General features: G+C 55.2%; 11 protein-coding genes. 7 read left to right on the top strand and 4 right to left on the bottom strand.

Going from position 1 to position 16,910, the window contains the following annotated elements; translation table 11 throughout:
* Positions 1 to 29: 29 nt before the first annotated feature.
* The gene (locus ACMV5H_RS13095; protein WP_024484299.1) at positions 30 to 425 is read left to right on the top strand and encodes a DUF423 domain-containing protein; all 396 of its coding nucleotides are present in this window, start codon (positions 30 to 32) and stop codon (positions 423 to 425) included.
* Entirely contained in the window at positions 418 to 1,521 is a 1,104-nt protein-coding gene (gene rlmM / locus ACMV5H_RS13090) for a 23S rRNA (cytidine(2498)-2'-O)-methyltransferase RlmM (protein ID WP_021179890.1), read from the top strand. The genes ACMV5H_RS13095 and rlmM overlap by 8 nt, the downstream gene beginning before the upstream one ends.
* A gap of 30 nt (positions 1,522 to 1,551) precedes the next feature.
* Here rlmM and xni read toward each other — a convergent pair whose 3' ends face one another.
* From xni to queF, 3 genes are all read right to left on the bottom strand, one after another.
* Entirely contained in the window at positions 1,552 to 2,310 is a 759-nt protein-coding gene (gene xni, locus ACMV5H_RS13085; RefSeq protein WP_021806119.1) for a flap endonuclease Xni, read from the bottom strand.
* Between the two features lie 58 nt (positions 2,311 to 2,368).
* Positions 2,369 to 3,733, bottom strand: a complete 1,365-nt coding sequence (ppnN, locus tag ACMV5H_RS13080) for a nucleotide 5'-monophosphate nucleosidase PpnN (RefSeq protein ID WP_021179892.1) — start codon at positions 3,731 to 3,733, stop codon at positions 2,369 to 2,371.
* A 183-nt stretch (positions 3,734 to 3,916) separates the two neighbouring features.
* Positions 3,917 to 4,762: an NADPH-dependent 7-cyano-7-deazaguanine reductase QueF gene (queF, locus tag ACMV5H_RS13075; protein WP_414821952.1), complete on the bottom strand. Its 846-nt coding sequence runs from the start codon at positions 4,760 to 4,762 to the stop codon at positions 3,917 to 3,919.
* A gap of 63 nt (positions 4,763 to 4,825) precedes the next feature.
* Between queF and syd the strand changes: the two genes are divergently transcribed.
* Positions 4,826 to 5,374 (top strand): SecY-interacting protein, encoded by a 549-nt coding sequence (gene syd, locus ACMV5H_RS13070; protein WP_021179894.1) that lies wholly within the window; start codon positions 4,826 to 4,828, stop codon positions 5,372 to 5,374.
* Between the two features lie 620 nt (positions 5,375 to 5,994).
* Here the strand turns inward: syd and ACMV5H_RS13065 are convergent.
* Entirely contained in the window at positions 5,995 to 7,233 is a 1,239-nt protein-coding gene (locus ACMV5H_RS13065) for an MFS transporter (protein WP_021179895.1), read from the bottom strand.
* Positions 7,234 to 7,385: 152 nt separating this feature from the next.
* On the opposite strand from ACMV5H_RS13065, the gene ACMV5H_RS13060 reads away from it, so the two are divergent.
* The 4 genes from ACMV5H_RS13060 to pbpC all read left to right on the top strand — a co-directional run bounded on the left by ACMV5H_RS13060 (position 7,386) and on the right by pbpC (position 16,763).
* Positions 7,386 to 7,712 carry a YqcC family protein gene (locus ACMV5H_RS13060; RefSeq protein WP_024484306.1) on the top strand — a complete coding sequence of 109 codons (327 nt, stop codon included), beginning with the start codon at positions 7,386 to 7,388 and terminating at the stop codon, positions 7,710 to 7,712.
* A gap of 122 nt (positions 7,713 to 7,834) precedes the next feature.
* Positions 7,835 to 8,278: a hypothetical protein gene (locus ACMV5H_RS13055; RefSeq protein ID WP_021806116.1), complete on the top strand. Its 444-nt coding sequence runs from the start codon at positions 7,835 to 7,837 to the stop codon at positions 8,276 to 8,278.
* Positions 8,279 to 8,347: 69 nt separating this feature from the next.
* Positions 8,348 to 14,344 (top strand): alpha-2-macroglobulin family protein, encoded by a 5,997-nt coding sequence (locus tag ACMV5H_RS13050; protein ID WP_414821951.1) that lies wholly within the window; start codon positions 8,348 to 8,350, stop codon positions 14,342 to 14,344.
* Between the two features lie 55 nt (positions 14,345 to 14,399).
* Complete coding sequence (gene pbpC, locus ACMV5H_RS13045) at positions 14,400 to 16,763, top strand: penicillin-binding protein 1C (RefSeq protein WP_414821950.1); 2,364 nt, start codon at positions 14,400 to 14,402, stop codon at positions 16,761 to 16,763.
* Positions 16,764 to 16,910 lie beyond the last annotated feature (147 nt).

The raw sequence follows: 16,910 nt of genomic DNA, 5'->3' as shown, positions 1-16,910 counted from the left end.
CTGGTTAATCTCGATTAAGGTGAATAATGATGAGTAGCCGTTCTATGCTGATTTTTGCTGCTATCAGTGGTTTTGTCTATGTTGCTCTGGGCGCGTTTGGTGCGCACGTATTGAGTAGTGCGCTTGGGGTCAATGAAATGGCCTGGATCCGCACCGGGCTTGATTATCAGGGTTTCCATACTCTGGCGATCCTGGGGCTGGCCGTTGCCATGCAGCGTCGGGTCAGCCTGTGGTTTTACTGGAGCGGAGCGCTGTTGGCGCTCGGCACCGTGTTGTTCAGCGGCAGCCTGTACTGTCTGGCGCTGTCTCACCAAAAGGTTTGGGTTTATGTCACGCCAGTGGGCGGGACCTGCTTCCTGATCGGTTGGGCATTGATGTTGATTGGCGCTTTGCGTCTGAGGAAAAAGGCCGAGCGCCATGAATAAGATCGCGTTGTACTGCCGCCAAGGCTTTGAGAAAGAGTGCGCGGCGGAAATTACCGACAAGGCCGCCCAGTTGGAAGTGTTTGGCTTTGCCAGGGTTAAAGACAACAGCGGCTATGTGCTGTTTGAATGCTATCAGCCGGACGATGCCGATCGCCTGGCGAAAGAAATCCCGTTCCGTGAGCTGATCTTTGCCCGCCAGATGCTGGTGGTGGGAGAACTGCTGCGTGATTTGCCGCCGGAAGATCGGGTTTCACCGATTGTCGGCATGCTGATGGGCGTGGTCGATCGGGGCGGCGAATTACGGGTAGAAGTACCGGATACCAACGAAAGCAAAGAGCTGCTGAAGTTCTGCCGCAAGCTGACTGTGCCGCTGCGCGGCGCATTGCGTGAGCAGAAAGTGCTGATGGCGCGTGAGAATCCCTCTCGCCCGGTGGTACACGTGTTCTTTATCGCGCCGGGCTGTTGCTACGTGGGATATTCCTATAGCAACAACAACTCCCCGTTCTATATGGGGATCCCACGCCTGAAGTTCCCGTCCGATGCGCCAAGCCGCTCTACGCTGAAGCTGGAAGAGGCTTTCCACGTTTTCATCCCGGCAGACGAATGGGACGAGCGTTTAGGCAGTGGGATGTTTGCGGTCGATCTGGGGGCTTGCCCTGGCGGCTGGACCTATCAGTTGGTCAAACGCAGCATGATGGTTCATTCGGTGGACAACGGCCCGATGGCCCCGAGCCTGATGGATACCGGGCAGGTGACCCACCATCGTGTCGACGGCTTCCGCTTTGAGCCGACCACCAGCAAAAACTACTGGGTAGTGTGCGATATGGTGGAGAAGCCGGCAAAAGTGACCAGCCTGATGATCCAATGGTTGCTCAAAGGCTGGTGCCGTGAGGCGATCTTTAACCTGAAGCTGCCGATGAAGAAGCGCTACGAAGAGGTGGCGCAGAACCTGCAAAGCATCCACGAAGCCTTGGCCAACGAGGGGATTAGCGCAGAGATCCACGCCAAGCAGCTGTACCACGATCGTGAAGAGATCACCGTACACGTGCGCCGCATGTGGTCGGCCATTCCCGGCCGCCGCGACGAGCGCGAGTAAGGCGTAAGGGCGTTGCTGCTGGCAGCGCCCTTAATTTATTGGCAAACGTAACTGTTGCAGATTGCCGTCCAGCGTCAGATCGGTACGCAAAGTGGCGACCTGCTTGCTGATATAGGCCAGCTCGCGGTGCTCTAACAGCTTGCTGTGCCACTTCTCCGGCACCTGCTCCAGGTGTTGATACAGACCATCCAGACTCCCCATCTGTTGCAGTAGCAATACCGCCGTTTTGGGCCCGATACCGGCAACGCCTGGGATCTTGCTGCTACCAATGCCTGCCAGCCCCCAATAATCCGTGAGCTGTTGCGGTAACACACCAAACTCTTGCTGCACAAACGGCATATCCAACCAGCGTTTCTGGAAGTAGTCACGGATTTGTACGCTGGGAGCCAGCAACTGGCAGTAGCCTTTGTCGGTAGAGACAATCGTCACCTGGTGGCCACCAGCGGCAATTTTCGCTGTCAGCGTCGCAGCCAGATCGTCCGCCTCATTGCCTGCGGAGTGCCAACTGGCGACCCCTAGCTCGGCAAACGCTTCGCGCAGCTGCGGCATTTCCTGATGCAGGTTTTCCGGCATCGGCGAACGCCCGGCTTTGTAATCGGGCAGAATTTGATGGCGCCAGCTCTCGCTACGGTCGTCTTCGTCGAACACCGCCACGGCGTGGGTGGGCTGGCTGTGTTGAATCAACTGCTGTAGCGCATGCTTGCAAGCGTTGACACAAGGGGACCCTTGAACCGCATGAATGCGGCGAATTAGGTTCAGAGCATCGACAATCAGTAAATGTATAGGCATAGGCAAGGCAATAACGTCAGAAAATAAGGGCGGCTATGACGCCGCCCAGAGGTGAGGATCAGGCTACAATCTCGTAGCAAGGCACGTAGGCGGTTCCCGGCAGTTTCATACGGTGCTGGGCGACAAAGCCCTGCAACAGGTTATCCATCTGCTTCATCATCAACGGATCGCCATGCAGCTTGTAAGGGCCGAACTGTTCGATGGCATGGATGCCGTTCTCCTTCACGTTACCCGCTACGATCCCTGAGAATGCACGTCGCAGGGCTGCAGCCAACTGTTCCGCCGGTTGATTCGGGTACAGGTTGAGGTTGGCCATGTTTTCATGGCTTGGCTCGAAGGGGAGCTGCAGGTCCGGTGCAATACGCATCGACCAGTTAAAGCTGTAGGCATCACCGGTATTGCGGCGGTTTTCTTTCACTAGCGGCATGGCCTTTTTCATCTGACGGGCCACTTCGGCCGGATCGTCGATGATGATGGTGTAGTGGCGGCGGGCCTTCTCGCCCAGCGTATTCATGATGAATTCGTCCAGCACGCGGAAATAATCGGCGCTTTCTTTTGGCCCGGTGAGGATCAGCGGCAGTACCTGCTCGCTGTTTTCCGGGTTCATCAGAATGCCCAACAGATACAGCAGTTCTTCCGCTGTACCGACCCCGCCAGGGAAAATAATGATACCGTGCGCGATCCGCACAAAGGCTTCCAGACGTTTTTCGATATCTGGCATGATCACCAGCTCGTTAACCAGTGGATTCGGCGGCTCGGCGGCAATAATGGAGGGCTCGGTCATGCCGATAAAGCGGCTGTTGTGGTAGCGCTGCTGCGCATGGCCGACGGCGGCCCCTTTCATTGGCGCTTCCATCGCCCCTGGCCCACAGCCGGTACAGATATTCAGCTCGCGCAGGCCCAGCTGGCTACCGACCTTACGGGCATAAAGATATTCGTTTTCATTGATCGAGTGGCCACCCCAGCACACCACCATATTCGGGTCTTCGTCGAGGTGAAGCGTGCGGGCATTACGCAGGATGGAGAACACCAGATTGGTGATATGAATGGAGTCTTCCGAATTCAGGTGTTGGAAACGCCCGGCGCTGTCAATTTGGCCGTGGACAAACAGGATATCGCGCAGCACCGCAAACAGGTTGGCCTGCAGTGAACGAATAATGCGGCCATCAACAAAAGCCTCTTCTGGCGGGTTCACCAGCTCCAGTTTTACGCCGCGTTCACGGCGCAGTACGTTGATATCAAAGTTTTCATAACGCGATAGCAACTGTTTACTGTTGTCGGTCTGGCTGCCGGAGTTTAACACCGCCAGGGAGCAGTTGCGGAACAAACGGTACAGGTCGCTGCTGGCGGTACGCTTCAGCATGTCTACTTCCAGCTGCGACAACAAATCCATAGCGCCAAGTGGGCTGATATGTGTAATCAAGGTAACTCCTTTGCGCCCATAAATAGGGCGATAATAATCCTTACCTGTCTCTGTGCACTGCGGTAAGAATTTTGTATTGCCTACTGGAATGCCTGAGCAAAAAGCGGGCACTCTTGATTTAACCTTACCGCCGTCTCCGGATTATTACCAATACAAACCGCCTGTTAGCTCAGTTGTTGAGCATTATTGACGGGCCAGACGGCCATGCGCCGGTTCGAACGCCACATTGCTGCGCCAAGGGTTGATATCCAGACCACCGCGCCGGGTGTAGCGGGCATAAACGCTCAATTGTTGCGGCTGGCAGAAACGCAGCAGATCGTTAAAGATCCGCTCAACGCACTGTTCATGGAATTCGTTGTGATGACGGAACGAAACCAGATAGCGTAGCAGGGCTTCACGGTTGATCTGCGGACCGCGATAGCGGATTTGCACCGAGCCCCAATCGGGCTGGTTGGTGATCAGGCAGTTGGACTTCAGCAGATGGCTGACCAGCGTTTCCTCAACGATTTGGCTACCGGCTGCGCTTTCCAGGTAACCCGTGTCGAACTCGTAGTTATCAATGCTGATGTCTTGCTGGTCGAGGCATTCACCCTCCAACCGGGCGATAGGGCTGCCTTCAAGCCGCTCGACGCTGAACAGGCTCACGCTGACATCCCCTTGTGCGCAGGCGGCGAGATCGCGTTGTAGCGTAGAGCGTACCGCTTCCCAGTCCGGGAAGTGGGTTTGGTTAAAGCTGTTGAGATAAAGCTTGAAGCTTTTGGACTCGATCAGGTTGACGCTGTTGGCGTTCAGGCTGATTTCTCCCACCGCGACCTGCGGCAGCCCCTTGGCATTGAGCCAGGACAGTTCATACAGCGTCCAGATATCGGCACCGTGGAACGGCAGGTTATCGGGATAAAGCCCCAGCGGCTCCCGGTTCATGCTGCGAGGAACCGCTTGTAACAGTGAGGCATCGTAGCAGTCACGGTATGCGGTTGGCTTGCCCAGCGTCAGTGCCGCCAGAGCCTGATGATCTTGATAGGAGGACATGAGCTGTCACCTTGGTCTTAGATAGGTACAATAGGCACCAGTTTACCGTATGCGAGAAAAAATATGGACCATGATGTATCGCACGCCCTGCGTGAATTTACCCAGCGTTATGTCGACAAATGGCAGCAGCAGTATGGCCATGCCCCGGCTAGCCAGGAACTGTACGGCGTGGCTTCCCCCTGTATTGTCGAAAATCGCGATGATACGGTGCTGTGGCTGCCACAGCCTTTTACGCCAGCGGCCAGCCTGGAAAAGGTGGAGCAGGCGCTGGAACTGCAACTACAGCCGGATATCCACACCTTCTATACCCAACAGTATGCCGGGGATATGAATGCGGAGTTTGGCGAGCATCCGTTGACGCTATTGCAGGTCTGGAGTGAAGACGACTTTATTCGGCTGCAGGAGAATCTGATTGGGCATCTGGTGACGCAAAAACGCCTTAAGCTATCGCCTACGTTGTTCCTGGCGACCACAGAATCGGAAATGACGGTAGTGTCGCTGTGTAATGTCAGCGGCAACGTGCTGCTTGAGCAATTTGGCAGCAAAAAACGCACGCTATTAGCCGCCAGTTTGGGGGATTTTCTCAATGCTTTACGCCCCAGAGTTAATTAATCGGCTAATTTGCCTTTAGTGCGTGTGCGAGATCTCTTACAAAAGCTGTGAGAGATCGCTTTTAATTTTTCGATTTAGTTAGCCGTTTTTTAATTATTAGTTATATATATCAGCTTGTTATGTATTTTTGCCGATGTAGGTTAAGTCAAATTTACCGTAATCCGTCCTACATGCCCTTGTTAACGGGAAGGAAATAAGCGATCTTATGTCTACCGGAAGGAAGCCGGATGGAGCAGGAAAGCGTCAGGATGATGCAGCTTCAGGAAGAAGAAAGGGATGCACTCAGGAAGAGTGGAAAGGATTGGTATCAGGATGATACACAGGATGTTTCAGGATTGAAACCAAGGACACCTCCAGGACGGAGATAGAGAGCCAACACAGGATTGTTGGTGGGTCAGGAAGGCCGAGGAACCGCGTCAGGATGATGCTAGAGGATTTTGCGAAGGATTGTTTTGGTCAGGATGGCCGAAAGGAAAAGTTTTCAGGGATTGAGCAGGGAGCACACTTGTAGCGGGATTAGCTATAAAACGAACCGGGGGCACTGTTAACGCAGTGCCCCCAACTTTTTGTCTGGAGCAAAGGCCAGACAGCAAATCCTGCCTGACCTCCCTCCTCAAGGTTTACCCGATTGCCCCCAACGTATCGCCTGTGCTTTGTTTCTTCGGTAGCAGGAACAGCGTGGCGAAAATATCCAACAGGTAAATAGCGGCCAGCAGGCTGATCGCGGCGGTAAAGGAAACCTGAGTGACCAGCGCACCGATCACCAATGGCCCCAACCCACCGACGCCGCGGCCTAGGTTGAACAGGATATTCTGCGCCGTGGCGCGAGCCTGTACTGGGTAGGTGTCAGAAATCAGCGCGCCGTAGCCGCCAATCATCCCGTTAACAAATACTCCCATAAGTGCACCCGCAAACAGCATCAGCGTGGGATCGGTGAGTTGCGCATAGCTTATGACCATCACTACGGCGCCAACCTGATAAATGACAAAGATGATCCAACGGGGAAAGCGGTCGGCCAATACGCCAAACAGCCAGATACCGAAGGTCATGCCGATCACCGTGACCCCCGTCCAGACGCCAGATTTGGTCAGCGAGAAGCCAAAGTTTTTGGCCAGATAGGTCGGCATCCAGATCATCAGCCCGTAATAGCCAAAGTTCTGCACCGAGCAGAGGATGAAGATCCCTAGGCTGGCCTTGCCGGTGGCGCGATCTTTAAATAGCAGCTTTAATCGTTGAGTAAAGGAGAGCTGCTGTTCGCTGGTTTTTTGCTGTGTAAACGCTTTGGGTTCGCCCATGGTTCGGCGAATAAGGAAGGAAACCAGCGCCGGCAGCAGACCCACCAGGAACATGCCGCGCCAGCCGATATAAGGCAGCAACAGCGGGGTGAGGAAGGCTGCGGCAAGCACGCCGAGTTGCCAGCCCATCCCCACATAGGCCGAGGCACGGTTGCGCTTCTCAGCGGGCCAGGCTTCGGCGATCAACGCCATGCCAATGCCGAATTCACCGCCCAGCCCAATCCCCGCTAGGGTGCGATAGGCAAGCAAGTCCCAGTAGCCGACGGCAACGGCGCACAGGCCGGTAAACAGCGAAAACATCAGGATAGTGATGGTCAGCACGCGGATGCGGCCAAAACGGTCGCTGAGATGGCCGAAGATCACGCCGCCAATCACTGCACCGATCAATGTCCAGGTCACCAGCGAACCGGCTTGTGATGAGGTGAGACCCAGCTCAGTGGTGATCACCGGCAGCATAAAGCCGAGTATCAACAGATCGAAGCCGTCCATAGCATAACCGGTAACCGAAGCCAGCATGGCTTTACCGGGCGTAGCGTGATTTTTATTGAGTGATGTTGCGGGCATGTCTTTTATCATGTGTGATTTTTGGGTGCGCGTATTGTGCCGTGCCAGGCGTGACGCCACCAGATAAAATTGGGTGCTTTGGGCTTAAATGTTATGCTTTGCGGCTTGCAGCCGTAGGCTGATTAACATGCTTAAATTGTTCGGGAATGTCGATGAGTATATCCAACCAGGTTCGCCACAATTTACAGGCGATTGAACAGTCCATGCGGGATTTGGCGTTGTGGCAGTTGACGCCGCCAGAAGCCGAGGCTTTTGCCAGCACGGAACCCTTTTGCATCGACAGCATGCAGGCCGAAGAGTGGTTGCAGTGGATACTGTTGCCAAGGATGCATGCGCTGCTCGATGCCAATGCGCCACTGCCAACGCGTTTTGCCATCACCCCCTATTTTGAAGAAGCGTTAAAGGATAAACAGCCGAACTGTCTGCCGCTGCTGTTGCTGTTACAACAGCTGGATTCACTGCTCAATATCGAGCTGTAATCGCGCTGCATTCTACACCTGCAATCTGCAATTCGCCGGTATGGCTAAAATAGAGTTTCCACCGCCGTGTGCAACTAGTAGATAATGTGCACATTACCGCGAGTCACCAAGGAGGGTTTCTCATGTTGAGACAAAATATATTCGGTTGGTCGGGGATTGCGCTAGGCGGCCTGGCGCTGTTATTGGCGATGGTGCATTTCTATGCCGGGCCATTTGCCCCTCAGCAGACGTTGGAAAGCCTTGTTGCGGGTAAAGCGGTGGCTATCAAAGAATCACTGCTGGCCTCATTGGCTGGCCAGCAAATCCCTGAAAAGGTCTCGCGGCCTCATTATGATGTGGATCGGATTTTGAAGATCGTCACTGCCGTATTGGCGGTGGGGGCCGTGATCCTGGGCGCCATTGCTGGTGTGTGTAAGGAAAATCCGCGCGCGGTTTCCGCTGCGGTATTGCTCGGTATTGGCACGCTGGCTTTTCAAATTGCCATGTTCGCTTTTGGCGTGATCATGACCATTCTTCTTATTGTGTTGGTATTGTCACTGATTTCTGGAATGGGTGTAGGCTGTTAGCTGCTTAGGCTCCGTCGTCGGAAACCTTGTCTCTGGGTGTCTTTCAAGGATTAAAAAGGTGCTGCAATCATGGATTTGCTGAAGTTTATCCTCCGTTTGCCTTTTACGTTGATAAAAGGCCTGTTCCGCCTGTTGGCCCTGGTTTTTGGCCTGTTGGGGCGGCTGTTCAAGCCGGTGGTGGGCAACCTGAACTGGAATGCACCTGCCTGGTGGGCAGCGGTATCCGGCGGGGTGAGGCGTGGCTTCCTGCGGCTGGAAGGTGGGGTAGACAAATATCCCAAAGCCATTAGCCTGTCGTTGCTGGTGCTGTTGTGCGCCGCGGGTGGCGCCTTCTACGGATGGCACTGGTGGCTGAATCGGCCACAGCCGATTGAACCGGCACCGATGGTGTACCAGGAAACCAGCGTGCGGGTATCCGATCCTGAGCCGGTTAACTTTGCCGTGCAGAAATCTGCGCCGCAGCAGGTCACCCTCACCTTTAGAAACTCCGTGGCACCGTTGACCGATGCTGGCAAGGTCGTGGAAAAAGGCATCTCCATCAGCCCGGCCCTTGAAGGGCAGTGGAAGTGGAATAACGCCTGGACCCTGGTCTTCACGCCGAAAAACCCATTGCCGATGGGCAGCAAATATGAGGTTAAGCTCGAGCCTGCCGTGTTGCTGGCCCCGCAGATTAAACTCGCCAACACCCACTACAGCTTTAGTGCCCCGGCTTTTGACTATCAACTTGGGCAAGCTGAGTATTATCAAGACCCACAAGATCCGCAAAAGCGCAGCGCTATCTTCAACGTCAAATTCAATGCGCCAGTGGACGTGGCCAGCTTTGAAAAGCAGATCGCCATGGGGTTGATCGAAGCCAACGCCAAATCTGAAAAGAAACTTAATTTCTCCCTGGTTTACGATGCCAAGAAGCTGAACGCCTGGGTGCATTCTGAACCGCTGAAAGCGCTGGATCACGGTGGTAAAGTGCATCTGGTACTGGGCAAGGGCATCAAGTCGGTGGTGTCTGCCAATGAGATCGCTCAATCGAAAGACAGCTGGGTGTCGGTGCCAACTCTGTATAGCCTCACTGTGAAGGACGCTAGCGCCCAGGTGGTCGATAGCGATGGCAGCAAAGGCCAGCGTGCGCTGATCGTCGCCTTCAGCGATGCGATCAAAGACAAAGATGCCGGGCGCGCGGTCAAGGCCTGGCTGTTGCCGCAGCATAATCCTAACGATTCCGAAGCCAGTAACGAACCGGACGATTTTTATCAGTGGGGCGGGACCGAGAGCATCGAAAACAGCGTGATGGCCCAGTCTACGCCGCTGACGCTGACCCTGAATGAAGCGGAAGAGACCTATCAACCGCAGTTCAGCTTCAAGTTTGACGCACCGGCTCACCGCTTTATGCTGCTGGAGATCACTAACCTGATGACCTCTTCGGGCGGCTATAAAATGCCGGAGAAGGTCTACCGTATCGTCGAAGTACCAGACTTCCCGAAAACCTTGCAGTTTATGTCACAGGGTTCTCTGCTGTCGGTGAATGGTGACAAGCAAATCAGCGTGGCGGCGCGTAACGTGCCCGGCCTGCGTCTGGATATCAAGCGGGTGATCCCAAGCCAGCTGCAGCATATCGTCTCATTCAAAAGCAGCGAATACTCTTCGGCCCAGTTCAACCAGCTTAACGATGAATATTTTACCGAACACTTTAACTATCAAACGGTCATCAACAACGATCAGCCGGGTGAAGTAAGCTATAAGGGCATAGATCTCTCACGTTACCTGTCCACCAGCACGGATTCCCATCGCGGCGTGTTCCTGCTGACGCTGTCGGAATGGCAGCCGGAAAAGAAAAAGACGCAGGCCACAGAGGATGAAGACGATCAGGGCGAGCAGGAAGGGGATGATTCACCAAGCGTAGGAGATTCGCGCTTTGTTGTCGTCACCGATCTGGGCATCATTGCCAAACGCTCGCAGGATAAAACGCGTGATGTGTTTGTCCAATCTATCCACAGCGGTGCACCAGTCGGTAACGCCAAGGTTTCGGTGATCGCCAAAAACGGCGTGACGCTGCTCAGCCAGGTGACCGATGCCAATGGGCACGTGCGTTTCCCATCGTTGGACGTGTATACCAACGAACGTCAGCCGGTGATGTTCTTGGTGGAAAAAGAGGGCGATGTGTCCTTCTTGCCGACCACCCGCTACAACGACCGCGGGCTGGATTTCTCCCGCTTTGATATTGAAGGCGAAGAAACTCCGATCGATCCACACACCCTGAGCAGTTACCTGTTCTCCGATCGTGGCGTGTACCGTCCGGGCGATACCTTCAATATTGGTCTGATTACCCGTGCTGCCGATTGGGGCGTAGCCCTGGCTGGCGTACCGGTACGTGCCGAGATCCGCGATCCGCGCGACAAATTGATGACAACGGTGCCGCTGACTCTCGGTGGCAGTGGTTTCAATGAATTGAGTTACACCACCGACGAGAATGCGCCAACGGGCGAATGGAACGTTTACCTGTATCTGATTGGCAAGAATAACGACACTTCCACCTTGCTCGGCCATACCGCCGTCAACGTAAAAGAGTTTGAGCCAGACCAGTTGAAGGTGAAGCTGGAGTTGACGCCGAACCGCCAGCAAGGGTGGGTGAAACCTTCTGAGCTGCAGGCGAACATCGATGTGCAGAACCTGTTTGGCACGCCTGCCCAGGATCGCCGAGTTACCTCGAAGCTGACGCTACGGCCAATGTATCCAAGCTTCGATCGCTTCCCGGATTACGCCTTCTTTGAGAACCGCCAGAATAGCGACGGTTTTGAAACCGAGCTGGAAGACCGAACCACCAACGAGCAGGGCGTGGCGAATATCCCACTGGATCTGAAGTCCTATGCGGATGCCACCTATCAGCTACAACTGCTGTCAGAAGCCTTTGTAGCGGGTGGCGGGCGTTCCGTTGCCGCCACCGCTCGGGTGCTGGTATCGCCGTATGACTATCTGGTGGGCGTGAAGCCAGACGGTGATTTAGGCTATATCAACCGGGGTTCAGCGAGAAATCTGAACGTGATTGCCGTCGATCCTTCCCTGAAACAGATTGCACTCGCCGATCTGAAGCAGGTGTTGATCGAGCAGAAATACATCTCGGTGCTGACCAAGCAAGATTCTGGCGTTTATAAATACCAGTCGAAGATGAAAGAGGTGCAGTTGTCCGAGCAGCCGTTGGCGCTGAGCGAGCAGGGCACCGATCTGACCTTGGCAACCGACACCCCGGGTGACTTTGTTCTGGTGATCGAAGATGCACAGGGCAAGGTGCTCAACCGTATCGCCTATAGCGTGGCGGGCAATGCCAACCTCAGCCGTTCGCTGGATCGCAATGCCGAACTGAAGCTGAAACTGAACCAGGCGGAATATCAGCCGGGTGAAGAAATTGAAGTGGCGATCAACGCGCCTTATACCGGCAGCGGTTTGATCACCATCGAAAAAGACCGTGTCTATGCCTGGCAGTGGTTCCACACCGATACCACCAGCTCGGTGCAGAAAATCCGGGTTCCGGCCGGGATGGAAGGCAACGGGTATATCAACGTGCAGTTTGTGCGCGACGTGAACTCCAGCGAGATCTTTATGAGCCCGCTGAGCTATGGCGTCATGCCGTTTAAAATCAGCACCAAAGCCCGGCAAAACGGCCTGGAAATAGTGACGCCTGAGGTAATTAAGCCGGGTGATAACCTGACGATGACGGTGAAAACCGATGGTCCACAGCAGGTGGCACTGTTTGCCGTAGATGAAGGGATTTTGCAGGTAGCGCGTTACCGCCTGAAAGATCCGCTGGAGTACTTCTTCCGTAAGCGTGAGCTGAGTGTGGAAAGCTCGCAGATCCTCGATCTGATCCTGCCGGAATTCAGCAAGCTGATGGCGCTTTCTGCGGCACCGGGCGGTGATGCGGGTGAAGGGCTGGATCTCAACCTGAATCCGTTCAAGCGCAAGCGCGACAAGCCGGTGGCCTATTGGTCTGGCATTACCGAAGTGAACGGCGAGAAGCAGTTTACCTATCCGGTGCCGGATTACTTCAACGGCAAGATCCGCGTGATGGCCATTTCGGTTACGCCAAGCAAAATCGGCAAGGCCCAAACCTCCGCGACGGTACGTGACAACTTCATCATGACGCCGAATGTGCCTTATATGGTGGCACCGGGGGATGAGTTTGATGTCAGCGTAGGGGTTAGCAATAACCTCGAAGGGTTGAACGGAAAGCCTGTGGCGATCGCCGTGCAGTTGACGCCGCCACCGCAGTTGGAAGTGGTGGGTAAGGCCGAGCAAAGCCTGTCATTGGCGGAGAAGCGTGAAGGCGTGATCAACTTCCGCCTGCGTGCCAAGGCGGCACTGGGTGATGCTCCGTTGGTGTTTGATGCGCGTTACGGTGATAAAACCAGCCGCCGTACCGTTAGCACCTCGGTACGCCCGGCAATGCCTTACCGCACCCAGACGGTGATGGGCCGGATGAGCGGTAGCAGCCAGAATATTGATAATCTGCGGCAGATGTTTGATGCCTATGCGCAGCGTAGCGCGGCGGTATCTCACTCCCCGTTGGTGCTGACCAACGGCCTGGCGCAGTATCTGGCGGATTATCCGTACTACTGTTCTGAGCAGATCGTCAGCCGTTCCATTCCGCTGATCATGCAAAGCCAGCATCCGGAAATGAAAAGCAGCCTGAGCCAGGCCGAAGTCAGCAAACAGCTGAAAAACCTGCTCGGCGTACTGCGTTCCCGCCAGAACGACAGCGGGGCCATTGGTGCCTGGCGTTCATCGCCGGAAACCGATCCTTTCGTCACGCCATACGTGGTGCAATACCTGCTGGAAGCCAAAGCGGCGGGTTATGCCTTGCCGGTGGGGATGCTGGAAGATGCCAACGGTGCGCTGCGTGAACTGGCAGCCAACCGTTATGATGATATGTACCATCTGCGTCTGCGTACCTGGGCGGTCTACCTGCTGACCTTGCAGGGCGAAATTACCACCAACTCGCTGGCCTCGGTGCAGGATACGTTGCAGAAACTGTATCCAGACAGCTGGAAAACCGATCTGAGCGCCCTGTATCTGGCATCGTCTTACCGTCTGCTGAAAATGGACGATGAGGCGAATGCCTTGCTGCAACCTAGCTGGAAGCAACTGAGCAAAGCCTATGACAAAGGCTGGTGGACGCAGAATTACTTCGATCCGCTGGTGCAGGACGCAACGCGTCTGTACCTGATCGCCCGCCACTTCCCGGAGAAGGTGTCTTCCATCCCTCCGCAGGTGCTGGAGAACATGGTCAAGGCGTTGAAAGAAGAGCGCTACACCACCTATTCTTCGGCGATGAGTATCCTGGCGCTGGAAAGCTACTCGGCTCAGGTGGCGGCGCAGGCCAATGCTAGCGATTCGCTGACGATTGCGCAGATCGGCAGGCAAGGTAACGTCGATCCGCAGGTGATTTCAGAGATGATAGGGCTGTTTGCCAAAGGCCAGTTTACGGCCGAGGCCAAGGCTATCCGCTTTACCAACAGCGCCGACGCTCCGGCCTGGTATGTGGTCACTCAGGCCGGTTACGATCTGGCTGCTCCACAGAAAGCCATTGCTCGCGGTTTGGAAATTACCCGTGATTACACCGATGAACAGGGCAAACCGGTCACTCAGGTAACGTTAGGACAGAAGATCAACGTTCATCTGAAAATCCGCGCCAATTCGAAAGAAGGGCAGAGCAACCTGGCGATTGTCGATCTGCTGCCTGGCGGATTTGAAGTGGTGCAGCAAACGGCACCAGAGCCAGAATCGACCGGCGAAGACGGTGAAGCCAGCGAGAATACGGATGCAGGGTGGCAGTCACCACTGGCTGCCTCGGGCTCCACTTGGGCACCTGATTACAGTGATATCCGCGAAGACCGGGTGATTATCTATGGTAGCGCCAGCACCGATGTGCAGGAGTTTGTCTACCAGATTAAAGCGACCAACACCGGTAGCTTTGTGATCCCTCCGGCTTATGGCGAAGCCATGTACGATCGTGAAGTGCAGGCCATGTCGGCCAGCAGCGGTAAACTGGTGGTTGTACCGGCGGAAAGTCAATAAGCCATCGCGATGCCCCGCAGCGTTGAGCTGCGGGGTTCGTGGGTATCGAGACTCCATGAAAATCCTTCCTGTACCTACTGTGGCAAAACGCTGGCTGCAAAATATCCTGATGGCGGTATTTCTGCTGGCGCTGGGCCTGGTAGGTGCCCGGCTGTGGCCGCATCCTCCTCTTTCGCAGGGCGTGCCCTTCTCTACGGTTTACTACGATCGCCACGGGACGCTGATGCGCCTCACGTTGGCCAATGACGACCGTTATCGCCTGTGGACGCCGTTGGAAAAGATCTCGCCGTTGGCGGTGCAGGGTATTTTGCTGCATGAAGATCGCTGGTTCTATTACAACCCCGGATTTAACCCCGTCAGTCTGCTGCGTGGCTTTTGGCGCAGCTACGTAGCCGGCGGCAAAATGCAGGGCGGTTCGACCATCACCATGCAGCTGGCGCGCATGCATTGGCATCTGAATACCCGTACACCCGGCGGTAAACTGATGCAGGTTCTGCGGGCCGTGCAGTTGGAACTCAGCTACTCCAAGCACGATATTCTGGAAGCCTATCTCAATTACGCCCCCTATGGCCGCAATATTGAAAGCATCGGTGCGGCCAGCCTGATCTATTTTGCCAAGGCACCGCAGGATCTGACCTTGCCGGAGGCGCTGACGCTCTCGGTGTTACCACAGTCACCCAGCTATCGTATCGATCCTAAAACCGGCGTGTTGGGGCAAGCCCTGACGCAGGCCCGTAACCGCCTGTTTCAACGCTGGCAGGGCGTGTATAGCACCGACAGTAGTCAGCGTGCCTTGTTTCAACTCCCTTTGGCACTGCGCCAACCAGAACGGATGCCGTACATTGCTCCACACTTTATCGAACAGTTGCGTCAACAGACCCAGCAGTTAGTGCAGTTGGATACCCGTGTGGATACCACGTTGGATGCCGGGCTCCAGCGGCTGATCGAAAGGCAGGTGAACGCGTTTATCGTCCGTAACCAGAGCCGGGGGATCCATAATGCCTCGGTGCTGTTGGTGGATAGCCGTGATATGGGGATAAGGGCGCTGGTAGGCTCTGCCGATTATTACAACCGTGAGATCCAGGGGCAGGTGAACGGGACCAATGCCAAGCGCTCCCCTGGTTCGACCCTCAAGCCCTTTATTTATGCTTTGGGGATGGAGCAGGGCGTACTGCATCCGATGACCATCCTGAAGGACGTGCCTTCATCCTTTGGCGCCTATGCGCCAGAAAACTTTGACCGACGTTTCCTGGGGCCGGTAACGGCGACGGACGCGTTGAATTTCAGCCGTAATATTCCAGCGGTGTACGTAGCTTCACAACTACGGCAACCGACGTTTTACCAGTTTTTAAGCCTGTCCGGCATCGCCAACCTGGCCAGTGAAAATCATTATGGATTGTCGCTGGTGTTGGGGGGCGGTGAAATCACTGCTCAGGAACTGGCGAAGCTGTATGCGCTGTTGGCTAACCGGGGCGCATTGCGCCCATTACGGATGCAAAAGAGTGATGCCTATCCGCCACCAATCCGTTTGCTCAGCGAAGAAGCCAGCTTTACTACGCTGGATATGCTGCGCCAGCACCGCCGGCCTGGTGATACTTTGGCACAACGCTCGTCATCCCTGCCGGTCTATTGGAAAACAGGGACCTCCTGGGGCTTCCGCGATGCCTGGAGCGTCGGGATCTTCGGGCCTTACGTGCTGGTGGTATGGGAAGGGAATTTCGACAGCAGAGGCAACAACGTGTTTGTGGGGGCCGATGCGGCAGCCCCGCTATTTTTCAATATTATCGACAGCATTAACGCCAGCTATCCGGCCTTGCAGGAGCCGAAACACCCCTTCCCGAAACAGTTGAAGCGGGTGGATATTTGCTTGGCCAGCGGCAACCTGCCGACGCAGTGGTGCCAGCAGAAAGGCAAAGCCTGGTTTATCCCCGGCAAGTCGCCGATCAAGGTCGATACCGTCTATCGCCCGGTGGTGTTGGATATTCACAGCGGTGAGGTGGCCTGCCCGCCGTATGATGAAACACAAACCCGCACCGAAGTGTTTGAGTTCTGGCCTTCCGATCTGGCTAACGTGTTTGCGCAGGCTGGATTACCCAAGCGAGCTCCGCCGGTAAACCATTGCAAGGATAATGCGGTGGCGATGGGGGGCAGCCCGCCGCGCATTACCTCGCCGCTGAAAAATACCACCTATACCTTGCGGCAATCGCAGCAGGGGCGTGACAAAATCTCCTTCAATGCGGTGACGGATGCGGACAGTAAAATGGTGTATTGGTTTGTCGATGATATTTATCTTGGCAGCAGCGGCAGTAAAACCGCCATCGATTGGCGGCCGGTCAACAATGGCCAGTATCGCATCCGGGCGGTGGACGATCATGGCCGGGCCGATAGCCGCCTGATCACCATTGAGCTGGTGAACTAAGATGCCTCTCCCCTCACCCTAACCCTCTCCCACAGGGAGAGGGACAGAACGAGCGTGTTTGAAATGGTAGTGACTTACCTTGGATAAAGAAGGTTATTGAGTTTGCTTCTACTTCCAAAACAGCTTTAGAGTTTGCTTGAGATTTTC

It is taken from the genome of Serratia sp. N21D137 (assembly GCF_047530005.1).
Classification (GTDB): domain Bacteria; phylum Pseudomonadota; class Gammaproteobacteria; order Enterobacterales; family Enterobacteriaceae; genus Chania; species Chania fonticola_B.
Note: the sequence above shows the minus strand (reverse complement) of the source record. Positions and strands in the feature narration are given on the sequence as shown.